The organism is Moorena bouillonii PNG, from assembly GCF_001942495.1.
GTDB classification, from domain to species: Bacteria; Cyanobacteriota; Cyanobacteriia; order Cyanobacteriales; family Coleofasciculaceae; genus Moorena; species Moorena bouillonii.
In genome coordinates this window covers 1,612,552-1,630,861 of record NZ_MKZS01000001.1, presented here as the reverse complement: position 1 = coordinate 1,630,861, position 18,310 = coordinate 1,612,552, and the positions used below count along the sequence as shown (strand labels likewise).

Genomic DNA, 18,310 nt, shown 5'->3' with positions numbered 1-18,310 from the left:
GGGAAGCACCAAAGCTCTTTCCACCATAGGCTTTAAGCTTTAGGCTAATGGTTACCAGACTTAGAGTAAGGGTGACTGCTTCCCGGATGCCAGTTTTTTATACTCCAGTTTTTTATACTGTTGTCCCATCTGTGTTTATCAATTCAATAACTAATGTTACCCGCTGCTTATAACTAACTGTTACTACCTTGGCTATTTTACATCTGTATAATGTTTCATATTAACTATGATTTAATATTACTAATCTATCCTAAAAATATTTAATAGCGACATCTTTATTATTTCATAATAATTCGCTGATTTTAATCAGTAATTCAACGGAGTTAAAATTAGCTGTAGTTGGTTATAGTAGTGATACCGTTATATAGCATTTTTAGTTTAGTTGTGAACATAAACTAAAGTAAAGTGCCATCGCGCTTCTGTCCCTCGAAGATTTTTTAGGTTTTGCGATCGCTTAAGTAGCTTGTATCAGTAGCTCGTAGCTAGGGAACCATGAATTGGTGCATTAATCCCGACTGTTCTAAACCTTACAATACAGAAGATACCCGATTCTGCCAAGCCTGTGGTTCGGAATTACTCTTGGCAGAACGCTATCGCGTGATTGGCTTGCTCAGTGACAAAGGTGCTTTCGGTAAGACCTATGAGGTACTTGATCACAACAGTGATCAAAAAAGTAATCACAACACTCTCAAAGTTCTCAAAGTCTTGACTGACTATCAATCTAGAGCAGTTGAGCTGTTTGAGCAAGAACCATGGGTTTTGAGTCAGCTGAATCATCCAGGAATTCCCAAATCAGAAGGAACGTTTATCTTCTCCTGCAGAAACAACGAGATCAACTTGCACTGCATGGTGCTCGAATACATTGAAGGGCTAGATTTAGAGGAGTATCAGCACCAACACAAGAAGCACCCCATTGACGAAACCTTAGCCTTAGAATGGCTATCCCAACTGGTAAAAATTCTCCATGTAGTCCATCAGAAGCACTTTTTCCATCGCGATAAAGGAGATCATCTGCCTGTGGAGCAGATATCTTGGTATGACGCTGTAGAATTTTGTGCCAGAGTGTCTCAAAAAACCGGACGTACCTATCGGCTACCCAGTGAGGTGGAATGGGAATATGCCTGTCGTGCTGGAAGCACCACAAAATTTCACTTTGGTCAAACAATTACCACCAATTTGGCTAACTACGATGGTCATCAGACTGACACTGATGGTTCTCAGCCAAAAGGTATCTTTCGAGAGAAAACTACCACCGTAGGGAGTTTTCAAGTAGCTAACGCCTTTGGGCTATACGATATGCATGGCAATGTCTGGGAATGGTGTGCTGACCATTGGCATGAAAATCACCAGGGGGCACCATCCGATGGCAGTGCGTGGCTAAGCAAGAATGAGGATCGGGATCGCTTGCTCAGGGGAGGGTCTTGGCTCAACAGTTCCGGCTACTGCCATAGTGATTATCGCAATTTCAATGCTCCGGATGTTACATATATCTCCTTTGGTTTTCGGGTAGTTTGCGATTTGATCTAAACTTTAGCAAAGGGAATAAGGAACAGGGAACAGGGAACAAAAATTATCACAATTCCTACACGGATTGCTATTTTGATTTAAACTTTTGATCTATACTGCAGCATTAACGCAACGGTTTGTTTGTAGACAGTTTCCTTATCTTAAACGTTGACAGTGAACCGTCAATCGTCAACCCTTAACAAAACCTGGTTAAAACAGAATTGAACTAGACTTAGTAGTTACTCCATTACTAATGTCTTCTAAGTTCTCAATAAAATTACTCCAAGGTTCTGTATAAGTTTCTGTGTAAGTTCTCGAAAAATCTAGAATAGGAGTTTCTTGTGCTGACCCGATCCAACCACTCACTGGAGAAATTAACGGGAAAAGCCACTCATAGTAACTCTGGGGAAACGGAGTACTAGAGAGTTCCATGATGCTCTTATAAAATAGCCCAAAGGTTCCTGGGTCAATTTTGTGCTTCTCGACAGCAACTTGGATGAATTCCTCTGGACTCAAGCCTACATAACTTTGGCAGATTGTCACCCAATTCTTTAATCGTCGCCTGGCCTTTAAGCTCAGTGAAATAAATTTCACTCCCTTGAGTTCCTCAAATTTAGGAGACTGATTTAACACCTCCTCTAGGCCGGTGGTATCTGTCGAACCACTGAATTCCCTTTGCAACCGTTTAGCGATCGCTAAATTAATCTCAACTAATTGCTCTACTGGTCGCCACTGAAGCTCTGCCAAAATCTGCTCCATGGAAATAGGTGGTGTCAAAGTAGAGGAACTCGATTTCTTGTTTCGCTCAATGGCCTCGAGAGGGTTTTCCTCACTGACCAAGAAGCTGATCAACTCTTCCGTTGTCCAACCAATACCTTTAGCCAGCCTCTCTAGCTTTTCTAAGCTGGGAGTATTATCACAATTAATCCAATTTGTCAAGGTATTATTAGTGACATTGACTTGCCTAGCAAGTTCCCGGACACTACCCAATTTTTGAGCCAGTACCTTAATCAATTGACTTAGTCTTTGGTGAATTTTGCTGTGTTTTAAGGAACTGTCTTTACTTGTGTCCAATTTTTTTACCACTCTGTTCTGGTGAAATAATTTAACACTTCTCGATCCGGTAAGTGTAGGCTCAGGCGTGGCCATTCTCGGCTTTGGTAGGGAGCACTAGAAATCGAAATTGACCCCAGCTGGGGATGCGATCGCATCCCCAGAAGCCAAGCGCGTCCATACCACCATCCTGCCCAAACATGAATAGATTGAGCTAATCTTCTCGGTGAAAACTCAGTGGCAACTCCCCGGTGGGCAAAAGAGTATCTTACGTATAATCACGGTTGTTCAATATTTTTCACAAAACTAGGATAGTTGTGAAAAGGGTTGAACATCTACACCATATGTTAAAGCATCAGAACTGGGAAAACAGGGTAACGGCTAAGCAAAGCAATACCCTTGCTCAGGAAAATCAGCAACTCAAAATTAAGTCAGATAAGTGCTACATTCCCATGACAAGTGGCCACGCTGATTCTTCAACGTTAGTCCGTTGGAAGCAGAAAGTCACTACACAAAAAGTCACTACACCGAAAGTCACTACACCGAAAGTCACTAAACACAATCGAGTGAATTTCTCGAGCTACCCACTGTGCCCTCCCCGCTACACCAAACCGGAGAAGCCTGTAGCTCCCCAAGAACAATTCAGTAACTTACAAGAAACCTGTGGTAAAATCATTCATCTACTCTGTACATCTGACTATGGGAAACTGACTCAAGATGAATTGAACAGGAAGTGCCGGTATTCAGAAGAGCGACTTGCCCAAGGACTGAAACAGCTTGAGCTTGAAAAAGTAATTGAGTTCAAGTGGGGCATGTGGGTGATCATTAATCATCAACCCATCTGTCCTAAATGCGGTCTCAAAACTCGTGTAGTTAATTCTGCCTTGACACCAGGGAAAATTAAATCAATCTGTTCAACATGTCTCGAGTTAAAGCGTATTCAGTCAAAATTGCCGTTTTGATGAACTGCACTAAATTCTTAAAGGGTGGAGTGGGTTGTGAGGAGAATGAACAGCGAAAGCTGCCAAAAAATGGACAATGGAAAATTAACCATCCATTCTTGATGCAAAGCGCGAGTGGGGGTTTCCCCCAAGACCGTAATGGTGCGCTTTCCGTGATGGCGAGGGATTGCTCGCCATCACGGGTCGCACCTCTGCATCGCTTGGGTAATGGGATTTTAACCTGTAGCCCTTGGTGATCTAGGAAAGCAGTCTCAAAAACTGTGGATTCGAGATCTAGGAATTTAATTTGAGTGGTGAAACATCTTAGTGCGCTTTCCGCTCTTTGTGCTCGCCTCCTCCCTATCACCTGATGATGGGGTGATCAGGTCATGGGGAGGAGGTTGATCATAATTTATCCCGTAGCAGTCCTATCAAAATCACGAAAACCATTAGTGGGAGGCAGCATTCCTCCCCTCCTAACTATACGAGTGTAGGCGGAATATCCAGCTGCAATTTTTAACTAACGAAAAACCATGCATCGCCCAATTTACCTAGACTGCCATGCCACAACACCTATGGATGAACGGGTGTTGGAGGCAATGTTACCCTACTTCACTGAACATTTTGGCAATCCATCGAGTATCAGCCATACCTATGGCTGGGAAGCTGAAGCAGCGGTGAAACAAGGTCGTCAGATTCTAGCAGATGCTATCAATGCCACACCAGTCGAGATCATTTTTACTAGTGGTGCCACAGAGGCTAACAATCTAGCCATTAAAGGGGTGGCTGAGGCTTATTTAAGTAAAGGACGTCACCTGATTACCGTGCAAACTGAACACAATGCTGTTCTTGACCCCTGTCACTATTTAGAAACCCTAGGGTTTGAGGTGACATTTCTACCGGTAAAAGATGATGGACTAGTGGATTTAGGCCAGCTAGAGCAGGCTTTCCGTCCTGATACCATTTTAGTCTCGGTCATGGCAGCCAATAATGAAATTGGAGTGTTGCAGCCTTTGGCCGAGATTGGGGATCTTTGTCGCCAGCATAATGTACTATTCCATACAGATGCTGCCCAGGCTATTGGGAAAATCCCCTTGGATGTGCAGTCGATGAAGATTGATTTAATGTCCTTGACAGCCCATAAAATTTATGGGCCAAAGGGGATTGGGGCTCTCTATGTCCGGCGTCGTAACCCGAGAGTAAGGCTTGCACCCCAGCTCCATGGCGGTGGACATGAACGAGGGATGCGTTCTGGCACACTTTATACCCCTCAGATTGTGGGGTTTGCTAAGGCTGTGGAACTGGGGTTAGAAGAACAACCCTCAGAATCTCAACGGTTGATAGAACTCCGGGAGGGTCTGTGGACCACTCTCTCTAAACTAGAAGGTATCCAGATCAATGGTCATCCTACCCAGCGATTATCCGGAAACCTTAACATTAGTGTGGAGGGAGTAGATGGCGCAGCCCTCCTACTAGGATTACACCCTGTGGCCGCCGTTTCTTCTGGCTCGGCTTGTTCCTCAGCAACTGTAGCTCCTTCCCACGTACTATTAGCTCTAGGACATCCGGAAAATCTGGCTTATGCCTCCATCCGGTTTGGAATTGGACGCTTTAATACCATGGCGGAAATTGCCTTGGTGGCTGAGCATACGATCACAACGATTCAGTCTCTGCGCCAATCTCAAGCTGTCAAAATTAATTGAACAAAATGGTTGAGCGCAGTCCCTAGGCATATTTTATAATTTGGGTGGGGTAACCGAAACCAGCTTTTAAATTGCAAAGCGTAAGCTTCTAGGCTACGATCACATCGGTACCACAAAGGAGATTTCGCTCCTTAGCTGAACCGCGAAAAGCCCCGCACTTTACCTTTATTGGCTAGGTGTCCTATGGGAAGCGCAGGGTAAGAGTCCCAAAGGATCTTACCAATGTGATATAGTAGTAATGGTAGGGAAGATAAATTAAGAGCTAACTGCCACCTACCAACTAAAAATAGAACGAGTTGTATTGTTCCGGCGCGGAGGGGCATCCCGGAGAGGAAACCTTAGAAGAGGGTCGCCTTAATCATAAAGTTTTAACCCTTTTCTGCATAGCCTGCTAACCATAAAGGCTCCACTCTTCTTGCGGTAACTTCTGACCGTGTCGTAAATAAAGCTTATCGTTCGCGTAGCGTGGCCTACAGCCTTGTATCCAAAACCACTAGCTGGAGTTGGTAATGATCCCCCGCTGTCCCGTTAGGGCAGCTTCGGGAGATGTCACTAGGCGAATCAACAGGGGATAAGAATATCACACATCCCCAACAAGGCAAACATGTGTGCCTCAAGACCCTAAATCTAAGCAGTAAAGCTGCTGAAACAGGGAGATTCAGGAGATATAGACAGAAACCCTGAAGAATTTCCAGACCTCTGGTCAGGAAATAGTCAGCTAATAAAAAATCAGAACTTTTGGATAGATTGGTAGCAAGTGGGTAGTTTGTGGTAAATCCCGAACAATGCCGATAATGGGTAAAGTAACTTTCAGCTATCGGAGCTGTGGTTAGCAAAAGCCATTGAAATAGCCGGTTTTAGCATAGGTGCGCTTTCCTAATGGGAATTAAATTTGCCACTGGTCACACTTCTTGATGGGGGGAGTGGCTTAACCTCCATTTTTGTATCAGTTCTATCAGTGCCAAAGTAATCCGTTGTCTATATTTCAGAGTGCGACTGGATAGAGACCACGGGTTCACAACTGTTAGTCAAAATCCCTATAAAATCGGTTAGAATTAGTTAAATCCACAAGAGTCACGTGATCAATTTGTCAGACTTAACATCCCCCGAAGTCCCTACGGGATTATAGGAAAGGCGAGGCAGATTGCGAGACAATTACACATAGGTGCGCTATTACTTGGCTATTTAAATTCGCGTGATTGTGCGCTTTACTTTGGCTCGGGAACCCGGCCTTGGGTCGCGCCTTTAGGCAAAGCCGACGCGGGGCGCGAACGGGCGCGCACCTCAAAAATTTTCGACTTTGCGACAGAACATCCTACTGGAAAGCGAGTCTTAAAGTAGAGAACTAATGTCGCACCTCCAAGTGTTACAATCAGCAGAGCCGCTACAATCCCATTCACCAAACAAACCCCCTCTCAGCACCCCCCTCTAAACAGACGGGGCTTCGAGACAGTTTCACCGCCATTGACTACAGCCATTGACTACAGCCATTGACTACAGTTTTCGATCAAACAATGAGCAACAAAATAGTCAAAATAGTTAAGTGCGCTTTCCGTTCTTGATGCAGTCGCTCATGGGGGTAACCACGGCAGTCGCTCATGGGGGGAACCCCCTTTGGCGGCGCTGCCTCCCCAAGACCGCGCTGCATCGCTGATGGCGAGCAATCCCTTGACCGTAGGTCACGCTACGCGAACGCCATCACGGGTCGCACCTCTAGTTATTGATAGTCTATTTATTAGTCCCTGTGCCAGATCAGTTTAATGGTAGTAAATCACCGAACATTTCAGACCTAGAAATAGAGTACGACTCCTATCGTTAACTGTAGGACTAAGCGTACCACGAAGTTTTGAGGAAATTGCATGCCAAAGCAAATTATTATTGCAGAGCAACATCAACTTGCTGCTGTATTTTGGGAAGATCAAATTCAAGAACTAGTAGTTGCCACCGGTAATCACCAGGTCGGTGATATTTATCTCGGCATTGTAGAAAATGTATTACCGGGTATTGATGCAGCATTTGTCAACATTGGGGATCCTGATCGCAATGGTTTTATTCATGTGACAGACTTAGGACCATTGCGCTTGAAACGCCGCTCTGGTGCGATCACCGAACTGCTGACTCCCCAGCAGAAGGTGTTGGTGCAAGTGATGAAAGAACCTACTGGTAATAAAGGGCCCAGGCTTACAGGTAATATTAGTTTACCCGGTCGCTATTTGGTGCTGATGCCTTATGGCCGAGGAGTGAACTTGTCTCGGCGGATTAAGAGCGAAAGTGAACGCAATCGCCTCAGAGCTCTAGCAATTCTAATCAAACCATCGGGCATGGGAGTGCTGGTGCGCACCGAAGCTGAAGGCAGAGCCGAAGAAGCCATTATGGAAGATTTGGAAAACCTGCAAAGACAATGGGAAGCTGTCCAGCTCGAAGCAACCTCTACCAGAGCACCAGCCCTACTTAATCGGGATGATGATTTTATTCAGCGTGTCCTGCGGGATATGTACACTGCTGATGTTAATCGGATTGTGGTCGATTCTAGTACTGCAGTTAAACGGGTTAAACAACACTTGTTGAGCTGGAGCGGAGGTCAAGCACCAGAGGGGGTCTTGATTGACCATCATCGCGATCGCATGCCAATTTTGGGATATTTCCGGGTCAATGCTGCAATTCGAGAAGCCCTCAAGCCAAGAGTAGATTTACCATCTGGTGGCTACATTATCATTGAACCTACCGAAGCTCTAACCGTAATTGATGTGAACTCTGGTTCCTTTACCCGCTCAGCTACAGCGCGGGAAACGGTTTTGTGGACTAACTGTGAGGCAGCAACAGAAATTGCCCGCCAGCTGCGCCTACGTAATCTAGCTGGGGTGATCGTTGTTGACTTTATTGATATGGACACCAGGCGGGATCAGTTACAGGTTCTCGAACACTTCAATCAAGCCCTAAAAGAGGACAAAGCCCGACCACAGATTGCCCAGCTTTCGGAACTTGGCTTAGTGGAACTGACTCGCAAGCGCCAAGGGCAAAATATTTACGAGTTGTTTGGTAAAACCTGTGCTACCTGTGGCGGGTTAGGACATCTGGCACATCTTCCCGGTGAAGTCGAAGCAGAAGCACTAGAGACCTTAGCACCGATCCCCTTACCGGCGGAGCGAAGCATTCCACAGTTCCCCGAACCTGTAGACTTATCTTCTGAGAATGATAATGATTTGGACTTGCTCAATCACCCCAGTTATCAGGAACGGGGAGCGGTAAATAATCGCCGCCGCCGCCGCCGTCGTATTGATGACCCGGTGATTAGGGAAGAACCAATTACTAGGGGAGTCAATCGGGTGATCTCTGTCTCATCCAACTTTGATGCCATCACAGAAACCGAGGTATCGACCTCAGGAGTAGAAAAACCCCAGCTAGTCAAGTTTGCTCAAGAGAAAGAACCACCAGAATTGGTCAGGGTTGAAATGAGCCCAGAAGAACAAGATGTTTATGCGTTAATGGGCATTTCCCCTATACTAAATTTAGACCGAGAGGTGAAAGATCCTAGGTCAGCAATTATCTCAGTGTTACTGCCGGGAGAAAAAATCGAGGATAATCAAGAAGAATTATCCAATACGACTACCGATTCAACTACCGATTCAACTACCGATTCAACTAATAGTCAATCCTCCATCGACGATCAGCTAGAGTTAGAGGAATCCGACTTGGTGGAATCTAGTGCTGCCACACCAATTCCAGAAACTGGATCTGATCAACTCACTACTGCCAATGGCACCATTAACAGTCCCCCCATCGTGCGCCGCCGCCGTCGCCGCTCTTCAGCAGATAAATGACAACGGACAAAGTCACTGAAGTGTTTGAGTTACCGGATTTATCCGGTACTCCTTCCTTAGTGGCTGGAGTAGATGAAGTAGGGCGAGGTGCCTTATTTGGTCCAGTTGTGGCAGCAGCAGTGATTTTACCTGTATCTGTCCTGCCACAACTGGCTATAGCTGGCGTTAAAGATAGTAAAAAGTTGTCCCGGAAACGACGCCAAAGGCTGTCTCAAGAAATTCAGGGATTGGCACTGGATTGGACTATTGGTTATGCCACTAGTGCAGAAATTGACCAGCTCAATATCTTACAAGCCTCATTGTTAGCTATGAAACGGGCTGTGCTTAAATTAAAAGTTAAGCCCGATATTTGTCTGATTGATGGGTTACACGGGTTGCCAGATTTACCGATAGCACAACGAAATCTAGTAAAGGGGGATCAGCGATCGCTTCATATTGCTGCAGCCAGTATTGTAGCCAAGGTGTGGCGTGATGATTTAATCATTCGTCTAGCTACCAAGTATTCAGAGTATGATTTGACAGCCAACATGGGCTATGGTACCAAAAAGCATCGGTTAGCACTGCAAAAATACGGACCATGTCGGCTGCATCGCATTTCCTTTAGCCCCTGTAGTCAGGCTAATCAATAAATCATTTAAATTATTTATTAACAAATAACAATCAACCAAACCGATAACCCTTACCATAAACTGTATGGATCAGAGGTACGGAACCCTTAACTTCGATTTTGCGACGCAACAAACGAACTAGAGCAGCTAAATTGTTACTTTTTGGGATTTCCTCAGATGGCCACAAATGTTGATAAATTTGCTTGTGGGATAATAATAGACCAACATTGCTCATGAAGTACCCTAGCAGTTGGCTTTCTTTTTCCGATAGCTCAATTGGGCGTCCGTGGCGATAAGCTATTTGATTGGTTAAGTCTAATTCTATTTGTCCAACCCGTAACCGCTGGCTGGGATTGGCATCCGTCGCAGCAGAACGCCGAAGCAGAGCCCGGACTCTAGCGAGTAACTCCCGCAGTTCAAATGGTTTAACTAGATAGTCGTCAGCACCAGCATCTAATCCCATCACTCGGTCATCTACAGTGTCCTTGGCGGTTAGAAAAAGAACTGGGGTAGTGGTGTCATGCGATCGCATTTGTTGGCAAATTTCTAACCCAGACATGTGCGGTAGCATCCAGTCTAAGATTAACAAGTCATAAGCGCCAACGCAAGCTAACTCATTTCCTGAGGCACCATTGTAAGCCACATCTACAGTGTAACCTTCACGAGTTAATACCCGAGACAGGGGGTCAGTCAGCTCAATTTCATCATCTACTAAAAGGATACGCATTGATTTTGTTGATAGTTGACGGTTGACGCTTGACTATCAACACAATTATAAGACTTACGCAGCGACTTTATCTGTAGCTTGGGTTATTAACGAAGCCTACTACCTGTAGTTAACAGCCAAGTCATTGATAGACACGACAAGCTACTTGATATACTATTTTAGTTAAGATAAAGTGAATCACAGAGTAATTATAATTTAAAACCTAGAAAGATAAACCAGTATGGCTTGGGCATTGGTTACAGGTGGCACCAAAAGGATTGGTAAAGCGATCGCATTAGACTTGGCGAAACAGGGCTATGATCTAGCGATTCATTACAACCGTTCTCGCCAAGACGCGGAAATCCTAGCAGAACAGATCCAGTCCCTAGAGCGAAATTGTCGGTTTTACCAAGCTGATCTAACCTGTGACGAAGATATGCTCAATCTTTTGCCAAAGGTGAAAGCAGATGTTCCTGAGCTTGATGTGTTGGTGAATAATGCTTCCATTTTTGAACCAGCAACCCTTAAAGAAACGGAACTTGACTGGTTTGACAGTCACTTTGCTGTAAACTTTAAGGCTCCGTATTTCTTTACCCGTGATTTTGCTCGTCTTTATCAAAAAGGGAACATTATCAATATTATTGATACCAGAATCAACAAGAATGATTTTTCCTATTCTGCTTATACATTAGCTAAGAAAGCCTTGGCTAACTTAACGGAGATGGCAGCTTTAGAGTTGGCTCCAGATATTCGAGTGAATGGAATTTGCCCTGGGTGGATTTTACTTCCAGCCGGGGCAAGTGAACAGTATATCGAAACACTTAGACAAAGAGTACCCATGCATAGCCAGGGCAATGTGGATCAGATTTGTCAGGCTGTTCGCTATTTGCTCTCTAATCAATTTGTTACCGGACAGTTTTTATTTGTGGATGGCGGTCAACATTTGTAATCAACTGTAAGCCGCCCGCTTTTCAATTCTAACTGATAACTGATAGCTGTTCGCGTAGCGTGGCCAAAGGCCACGGCTGATAGCTGACCGCTGATAGCTGACCGCTGATAGCTGACCGCTGATAGCTGAACACTTAATCAAGACTATATACCTGAGGGGGTGACATGCAAGCTAAAATCCTTATTGGGTAATACTTTCAGCCGATATGTTACAAAAAGATACATACTAGTTTGGCCTGACCTTGGACGTAGTTATAAGGGTTTTAGCTTCTAGAACATCATTCCTAGGGTCAATTGCCCAGTTTATCTTAGCAAAGATAAACTGGCATCAAAGCATTATCTAGTAAGCTTTTAAGGGCTCATGTCACCCCCTCAGCTATATACATCAAAAAAATGACAAAACTTACTCATATCACATCAATAAAAGTTAATGATTTCGGAAGCAAAAAACAACACAGTTATGTTGAAGCGCTGCTGGAAATAAAAAATTTAAGACTCCGCACGATAATAGGATTTAATGACTGGGAAAGAAAAACTCAACAAGATGTTGTGATTAATATTAAGGCTGGCTTTCCCCCAGGAAATTCTACAAAAAGCGATTGCGTTGAAGATACCCTAAATTATAAAACCCTAAGCAAGCGTGTAATTAAAGCAGTGGAAGAAAGTAAGTTTAATTTACTAGAAAAGCTAACCCAGATGATTTTAGATATTGTAATGGAAAATCCCCGGATAGTATGGGCTAAGGTGAAAGTTTATAAACCTTTTGCTTTGCGATTTTCCGATTCTGTGTCTATAGAATTGAGTGCTAAACGATGAATGAAGTGGTAGTGAATGAAGTAGTAGTAAGTGTTGGCTCTAACATTGAACCTGATAAAAATGTAAAACTAGCCAAATATAATTTATCAAAAACTGATAATTTTGTTAATGAATCTCGCTTTTACATAACAAAACCCATAGGCTTTACTGAGCAACCTGATTTTCTAAATGGTGCCTTTTTAATTCACACAGAAGACGGTTTTGAGACCTTTCGTCAAAAACTTAAACAAGTCGAAATTGACCAAGGGCGGGTTAAGCAATCCAATAAAAATGGACCGCGCTGTATAGATTTAGACATTGTGGTCTGGAATCGAAGGATTGTTGATCCTGACTTTTATCAGCGGGATTTCATTAAAAAAACTGTGCTAGAGCTGATTCCTGATTTAAAGGTTTAACAAATAACTAATGACGTACCCTCCGGAATCATAAGTATTCAACAGGTGCGACCCGTTCGCGTAGCGTCGGCTTTGCCGAAAGGTGCGACCCAAGGGCGATTTATTCGCCCATTGGAAAGCGCACCTTGAGCGAATTTAATTCTTAATGCTAAGAGCGCACCTAAGGATATGTCGGGTTGGTGATAATTTGAGGAGCACGGGCTTCTATAATGGAGCTTCTACAGGTATAGTTGATCTGATCAGTCAACTAATTGACCTCCTGCCAAAGCTCCCGAAGCTCCCCATATGATTACCATCGCATTACCCAAAGGCGCACTCCTAAAAGACAGCATCAAGCTACTGCAATCCGTTGGCTTAGACTTTAGTACCTTCCTAGACTCCGCCAACCGCCAACTCCAGATTCAAGACCCCAGTCAAACTGCTCAAGCTCTACTGGTACGAGCTCAAGATGTACCGGTTTACGTGGAATATGGTCAAGCTCAGTTGGGGATAGTTGGTTACGATGTGCTACGGGAAAAAACCCCGGCAGTGGCTACCTTAGGTGACTTACACTTTGGTTATTGTCGGATGTCATTGGCAGTTCGTGCTGCTAGCTCTTATCGAAGCCCTTTGGATTTGCCAGCTCATGGTCGCGTAGCCTCCAAGTTTGTTCACTGTGCTCGGGAATATTTCAATAACCTGGATTTGCCAGTGGAAATTATCCCCCTCTACGGTTCTGTTGAACTTGGTCCAATTACCGGGATGTCGGAGGCAATTGTGGACTTGGTGTCCACAGGTCGTACCTTAAAAGAGAATGGCTTAATTGAAATTGACATTTTGTATGAGAGTACAGCACGACTGATTGCCCATCCCATCAGTTATCGCCTCAATACTGATGGTATTAACAATTTGATTGAGCAGATTCGAGAGTTGACTAAGGTCAGTGCTGAATCTTTAGTGAGTTAGTGATGAGTCTTTAGTTAGTAGGGTGTGTGACTAACCCACCCTCACAAGTAGAGTTATTCCGTAAGTACTGTAGAGTTTTTTAGAGGTTGTCTGAGAAGTATCATTTGCTACATCCAAGCCCCCTAAATCCCCCAATTTTGGGGGACTTTTAGAAGCAAATTGACTCTTGTTCCCCCCAAAGTTGGGGGGCTAGGGGGGCAAAATTCAGTATCAAAAAACTTTTCAGATATCCTCTTAGTCTACACTTTTAAAAACTAATGCGATACTTATAATATATCAGAAACGATAGACAAAGAATCAGAGTGATTAACTAATAAAGTCTCAATCTCATTCAAAATAGTTGGAAATCTATCTATAAAGTATAGCTTTTTTTATAAAATCACTAGTCCTCATCTTCTTCATCTCCCCTCTACCCATAGTTGCCTATAGACTGTTACCTCACTAGACACTTTGGGGAATTGTATAGATAAGTCCTACTAACCAGTTTTCCTGATACTGCGCCATTAGCAGTGCTAATTGTCATGGGCACTCAAGATTTGTTCTCAACTGTGTGCTCATAATCAATCTCAACTAAACGAGGCTTAAGATGAAGGTAAAAAATACGTTAATTGCTGCTGCAACTGCTATGGTTTTCGCTTTTGCTTCAGGGTTAAATGCTCAAGAACCAGTTATTGGTGATATCAACACCGCATCAGAATTTATTACCTCGACAATTCAAGCCTTAGCTTCTAACAAGCAAATTATTAATGAGTGCGGTAAAGAGTTAATAATTGAAGATATGACTAGTGTTACTCAAGATTTCCCTAATATCGAAGCCTACCCTACACTAGGATAAATTCAATACAGGATTTCCTTCACACCTGGAGCTAATACTAATCCTAGCTACTGCGCTGCTAGCTTCAAGAGTCGCATGAAGTTAAAATTAAACGGGCGATACCTTAATCCTAGGGGTGCAGAATTATTGTCTACTCCCAACACTTATGAATTTCGAATAATGGTACCAGGTCAAGAGAATTCTGAATTGTAAATTCAGAATTCTTAACTTCTAGATATTACTAGATTAATACCATACTCTAGAGTACTCTACAAACATCTTTACAATAAAAGAAGTAAACCCTATATAGTATGGCATGGACTGGCAAGAAATATCTGGTAACTGGGTTTTAATCCCCAATCGTCCCACTGGGATTATCCATTTCCTGGGTGGGGCGTTTATTGCTACAGCTCCCCAAGTAACCTACCGATTGTTACTGGAAGAATTAGCACGTCAACGGTATGCAGTGATTGCGACACCGTTTGTGAATACCCTCGACCATATTGCGATCGCACGAGATGTACTCAATCGCTTCGAGACTACTCTCAATCGCTTACAGGTAACCAATGCTTTACGGAAACGGTATCTACCCATCTATGGTATCGGCCACAGCATGGGGTGCAAACTGCATTTGTTGATTGGCAGCCTCTTCAGTGTAGAACGAGCTGGTAATATCTTGATTTCCTATAACAACTATTCCGCTGACCGTGCTATTCCCTTTGTGGAACAGTTAAACCTCAATCCTGTCTTCCAGCTCGAGTTTACTCCCTCACCCCAAGAAACTAACTCTCTGATTACTCAACGCTATCAAATCCAGCGTAATTTACTGATTAAATTCACTGATGACGAGATTGACCAAAGTGTTAGCTTGACCCAAGCCTTACAGAAACGTTTTCCAAATATGGTTGTCCTACAGCGGATACCAGGAAATCATTTAACACCTTTAGGGCAAGATGTCACCTTAAACCCAGGGGCAGTGTTTACCCCATTGGATGCCGTAGGTCAGTGGGTCAAGCAAGAAGTCTATCGCGATTTAAATCGCTTGCAACGGGAAATTTTGCGATGGTTGAATCCTCTAGCAGTGGCTTAAGGTTAGCAGGTTGAAGGTTCAAGGTTACCAGGTTGCTAGGTTGAAGGTTGAAGGTTTAATCTTGAAAGTGGACACTCAACATTCAACTGCCCTATTGACTGACGACTATAGCGGTTTATAGCCTAATGAGGTACACATGATTTTTTACCTGTTCCCTGTTCCCTGTTACCTGTTCCCTGTTCCCTAAAACTCCAAAATTTGTACCTCACCTAATTAAAAACCGCTATAATCACTAGAATAAGGTTTCCTTAGACTCTAGCACTGTGGTAGATTCCGACAACGAAACAGTTTTCTGTGAACTCGAACAGTCACTATCAACCATGGTTTCCTCCTCTAGCACTGTGGTAGATTCCGACAACGGAACAGTTTTCTGTGAACTCGAACAGTCACTATCAACCATGGTTTTCTGTGGTGCTGGCACGGTGGAAGCCTCAGATTCTAGCGCTACCGATGAATCAAGGCTACTAAACGAGAATGTTGGCAAGGTTTTGGTTAAAGGTTTCAGTGCTTCTAATACCTCTTCAGCCGACTGGTAGCGACTTCGGAAGCTATAGCGCACCATTTTGTTGACCACTGTAGCTAATTCAGGACTGACCTGTGCTTTATTGAGCCAAATTACTTCTCCAGTTATGGGATCTGTTGGTAATTTGCTAGGAGTTATGCCAGTAAGCGATCGCACAGCAATCATACCTGTGGCATAAATATCACTGTTAAATCTTGGACTACCCACAGCTTGTTCATTAGGCATATAACCTTTAGTACCAATGGCGACAGTGAAATTAGTCAGGTTTCGTCTTGAATGCAATTGATTAGTAATTTCTTTAACAGCGCCAAAGTCAATTAGCACCAGCTTCTGATCTGATTTGCGCCGAATTAGATTATCGGGTTTAATATCTCGGTGAATCACACTGTGACTGTGGACAAACTGCAATACCTTTAGAATATCTACCACTATGGCAATGACGTTGGCTTCAGGAATAGGTTTCGCTGGTAACTCATCGCTGAGAGGATGACCTTTAATAAACTCTTCAACTAGATAAAATTCTTGATTTTCATCAAAATAGGCTAACAGCTCAGGGATTTGGTGATGTTTGCCCAACTTTTCGAGAATTTCTGCTTCCGTTTGAAATAACCGTCGAGCCAGTTGCCAGTGTTGAGGATTATTGCTAGCAGGTTTGAGCTGTTTGACCACACAGTGCGGATTTCCCGGTCGCTGGGTGTCTTCAGCAATAAAGGTTTCGCCAAATCCTCCAGCACTAAGTCGTTTGATGATTTGATAGCGTCCACTTAACTTAGTAGCAAATAGTTCTTCTTCCCTTTCCTCCAGCAAATTGCGTAAATCATCTTGTCCAGAGATAATTTCTTGGACAATGGGGGCAGAAACGTAATGTTTGAGAGTTTGGCGTAGTTGCTGTTTATTCTTCAGGTCTTGCATTGCTCCCATAGCGCTACAGAAAACACCACTGAGAGTTATGTTAACTATAGGGACTGCTGTAGGCAAAATTAGCCCCTCATACACGAAAAATAGATAACTGATTTCTCCCCAAGTGATTACCCCGAGCACTGTCCAGCCTAGGCAAACTTGCCATCGCTTAATCCGACTTAATAAGTACCTGACGACATTAACCCCCAAGAAGATCAACACTCCTCTGTGGATAGGATTGGGAATTGCTTGAACAATGGTACGACCTTCGAGTAGTGTTGCGATCGCATTAGCATTGATTTCTACCCCAGCCATTCTATCGGACACAGGAGTCCGATGAAAATCTGGTAATGAGCTAGCAGTTGGTCCAATTAACACAATCTTGTCTTGGAAATACTTACCATCGTCTAGGCGAGTGTGCCAGCGATTATCATCTAAGACATACCAGAAGGGAATAGATCTAAATGCATCCGAACCGTAGAAGAAAATATTCTCTGGTTTGGGCTTCGTCTTCAGTCCTGATTCCTGAGCAGCTGCCAAGGTAGCCTCATTAAAGGAAGGTACTGTAAAAATCAGCTGATCAGATGTTTCTGCCAATTCTGGATTATTCTTAGCCCAAACTTTGGGAAACTGATTGGCTAGACGATAGATTCTGCCATCTGGCTCAATGGGATAATTAATCGAACCTACAGATAGCTGGGGTGTCTCAAACAAAGAATTTGGCTTAACTAGCTTGATAGCCTCACCTTCAACAGTTTCGTAAGTATCATATATAGCGGCCAGAGTAACCTTTTCGCCATAATTTTCTAGCACCTCTGTTAACTGTTGATCATCTGCCTCACCGTAACTACTGGGACTATCTAACACAATACTGACGGCAACAGACTTAGCTCCAGCAGCCATTACACGCTCAATCGCTTTAGCATAAGCAGCTCGTTTCCAGGGCCAGCTCTTGATAAGTTCTAAATCAGTTAGTGCTTGAGACTCATCATTATCATCATAGGATTGATTTAAATTCAGAGACTCCTCATCAATTGCCAAAATCACTATATTGTCTGGGCCAGTCACCGGACCCCTAAGTTTAAAAAACCAAGTTTGGGTTTGTTTTTCCATCCGTTGCACTCCCTCCCCATCCCGAGCTGTTGAAATTGCTCCGAATAGGGGAAAAAAAACAGCTAGTAGGAAACCTAATCTAGCTGGTTTTAACGGAGTGTTATCCTGTGATGATGTATCTTTCTTTGTAGAAATATCTGTATACTGATTTGGTGTATGGGAAGGAATAATCTTCCCGAACCACCCCCTAGGATTAATAAACATTGTGAGTATTTTACTCGTTTATTATCTATAGTATCGAAATCAATTTATTAGCTGCATAAAGATTATTAAAGCCTGTTTAAAAAATTGGTTAAGGAATACCCAAATAGGACTTACGTCAAACTGGAAACCAAACTCTATAAATAGTAGGGTGCCTTAATAAGGCACCCTATATAGCAAAGGGAACAGGGAACAGGGAACAGGGAACAGGGAGCAGGGAGCAGGGA

The 18,310-nt window shown here is 43.5% G+C and carries 18 protein-coding genes; 12 read left to right on the top strand and 6 right to left on the bottom strand.

The genetic code is table 11. The annotated features are described in order from the left end of the window. Positions 1-492: 492 nt before the first annotated feature. Positions 493-1,527, top strand: coding sequence for a bifunctional serine/threonine-protein kinase/formylglycine-generating enzyme family protein (locus BJP37_RS06720; RefSeq protein WP_075897470.1), 1,035 nt, complete (start codon positions 493-495; stop codon positions 1,525-1,527). A gap of 189 nt (positions 1,528-1,716) precedes the next feature. On the opposite strand, the gene BJP37_RS06715 is transcribed toward BJP37_RS06720, so the two are convergent. After that, positions 1,717-2,580: a helix-turn-helix domain-containing protein gene (locus BJP37_RS06715; RefSeq protein WP_158069466.1), complete on the bottom strand. Its 864-nt coding sequence runs from the start codon at positions 2,578-2,580 to the stop codon at positions 1,717-1,719. Positions 2,581-2,585: 5 nt separating this feature from the next. After that, complete coding sequence (locus tag BJP37_RS43350) at positions 2,586-2,717, bottom strand: hypothetical protein (protein WP_269086962.1); 132 nt, start codon at positions 2,715-2,717, stop codon at positions 2,586-2,588. Positions 2,718-2,876: 159 nt separating this feature from the next. On the opposite strand from BJP37_RS43350, the gene BJP37_RS06710 reads away from it, so the two are divergent. The 3 genes from BJP37_RS06710 (at position 2,877) to BJP37_RS06700 (ending at position 5,203) form a co-directional block, all read left to right on the top strand. After that, entirely contained in the window at positions 2,877-3,521 is a 645-nt protein-coding gene (locus tag BJP37_RS06710) for a hypothetical protein (protein ID WP_143727498.1), read from the top strand. Further along, positions 3,521-3,757 carry a hypothetical protein gene (locus BJP37_RS06705; protein ID WP_075897464.1) on the top strand — a complete coding sequence of 79 codons (237 nt, stop codon included), beginning with the start codon at positions 3,521-3,523 and terminating at the stop codon, positions 3,755-3,757. Before BJP37_RS06710 ends, BJP37_RS06705 begins: the two co-directional genes overlap by 1 nt. Positions 3,758-4,033: 276 nt before the next feature. Next, a complete protein-coding gene (locus BJP37_RS06700) occupies positions 4,034-5,203 on the top strand; it encodes a cysteine desulfurase family protein (protein WP_075897462.1) in 1,170 nt (389 codons plus the stop codon). A 1,507-nt stretch (positions 5,204-6,710) separates the two neighbouring features. On the opposite strand, the gene BJP37_RS38690 is transcribed toward BJP37_RS06700, so the two are convergent. After that, positions 6,711-6,851: a hypothetical protein gene (locus BJP37_RS38690; protein WP_158069465.1), complete on the bottom strand. Its 141-nt coding sequence runs from the start codon at positions 6,849-6,851 to the stop codon at positions 6,711-6,713. A gap of 211 nt (positions 6,852-7,062) precedes the next feature. Between BJP37_RS38690 and rne the strand changes: the two genes are divergently transcribed. Together rne and BJP37_RS06690 are read left to right on the top strand one after the other, a co-directional pair. Continuing rightward, positions 7,063-9,024: a ribonuclease E gene (gene rne / locus BJP37_RS06695; RefSeq protein ID WP_075897460.1), complete on the top strand. Its 1,962-nt coding sequence runs from the start codon at positions 7,063-7,065 to the stop codon at positions 9,022-9,024. Beyond that, positions 9,021-9,653: a ribonuclease HII gene (locus tag BJP37_RS06690; RefSeq protein WP_075897458.1), complete on the top strand. Its 633-nt coding sequence runs from the start codon at positions 9,021-9,023 to the stop codon at positions 9,651-9,653. Before rne ends, BJP37_RS06690 begins: the two co-directional genes overlap by 4 nt. Before the next feature lie 31 nt (positions 9,654-9,684). On the opposite strand, the gene BJP37_RS06685 is transcribed toward BJP37_RS06690, so the two are convergent. After that, positions 9,685-10,359, bottom strand: coding sequence for a response regulator transcription factor (locus tag BJP37_RS06685; RefSeq protein WP_075897456.1), 675 nt, complete (start codon positions 10,357-10,359; stop codon positions 9,685-9,687). 220 nt (positions 10,360-10,579) lie between these two features. Here BJP37_RS06685 and BJP37_RS06680 point away from each other — a divergent pair, with 220 nt between their 5' ends. Then, the gene (locus BJP37_RS06680) at positions 10,580-11,287 is read left to right on the top strand and encodes an SDR family oxidoreductase (protein WP_075897454.1); all 708 of its coding nucleotides are present in this window, start codon (positions 10,580-10,582) and stop codon (positions 11,285-11,287) included. Here BJP37_RS06680 and BJP37_RS38685 read toward each other — a convergent pair whose 3' ends face one another. Continuing rightward, entirely contained in the window at positions 11,288-11,428 is a 141-nt protein-coding gene (locus tag BJP37_RS38685; RefSeq protein ID WP_158069464.1) for a hypothetical protein, read from the bottom strand. 251 nt (positions 11,429-11,679) lie between these two features. On the opposite strand from BJP37_RS38685, the gene BJP37_RS06675 reads away from it, so the two are divergent. The 5 genes from BJP37_RS06675 (at position 11,680) to BJP37_RS06655 (ending at position 15,346) form a co-directional block, all read left to right on the top strand. After that, positions 11,680-12,102 (top strand): FolB domain-containing protein, encoded by a 423-nt coding sequence (locus BJP37_RS06675; protein WP_198953973.1) that lies wholly within the window; start codon positions 11,680-11,682, stop codon positions 12,100-12,102. Next, on the top strand, positions 12,099-12,497 hold the full coding sequence (gene folK / locus BJP37_RS06670) for a 2-amino-4-hydroxy-6-hydroxymethyldihydropteridine diphosphokinase (protein WP_081431096.1): 399 nt from the start codon (positions 12,099-12,101) through the stop codon (positions 12,495-12,497). Before BJP37_RS06675 ends, folK begins: the two co-directional genes overlap by 4 nt. A gap of 285 nt (positions 12,498-12,782) precedes the next feature. After that, complete coding sequence (gene hisG / locus BJP37_RS06665) at positions 12,783-13,442, top strand: ATP phosphoribosyltransferase (protein WP_070391687.1); 660 nt, start codon at positions 12,783-12,785, stop codon at positions 13,440-13,442. A 586-nt stretch (positions 13,443-14,028) separates the two neighbouring features. Continuing rightward, positions 14,029-14,277 (top strand): hypothetical protein, encoded by a 249-nt coding sequence (locus BJP37_RS06660; RefSeq protein WP_075897452.1) that lies wholly within the window; start codon positions 14,029-14,031, stop codon positions 14,275-14,277. A gap of 295 nt (positions 14,278-14,572) precedes the next feature. Beyond that, a complete protein-coding gene (locus BJP37_RS06655; RefSeq protein WP_075897450.1) occupies positions 14,573-15,346 on the top strand; it encodes a DUF1350 family protein in 774 nt (257 codons plus the stop codon). A gap of 232 nt (positions 15,347-15,578) precedes the next feature. On the opposite strand, the gene BJP37_RS06650 is transcribed toward BJP37_RS06655, so the two are convergent. After that, complete coding sequence (locus BJP37_RS06650; protein ID WP_075897448.1) at positions 15,579-18,086, bottom strand: serine/threonine-protein kinase; 2,508 nt, start codon at positions 18,084-18,086, stop codon at positions 15,579-15,581. Between the last annotated feature and the right edge of the window lie 224 nt (positions 18,087-18,310).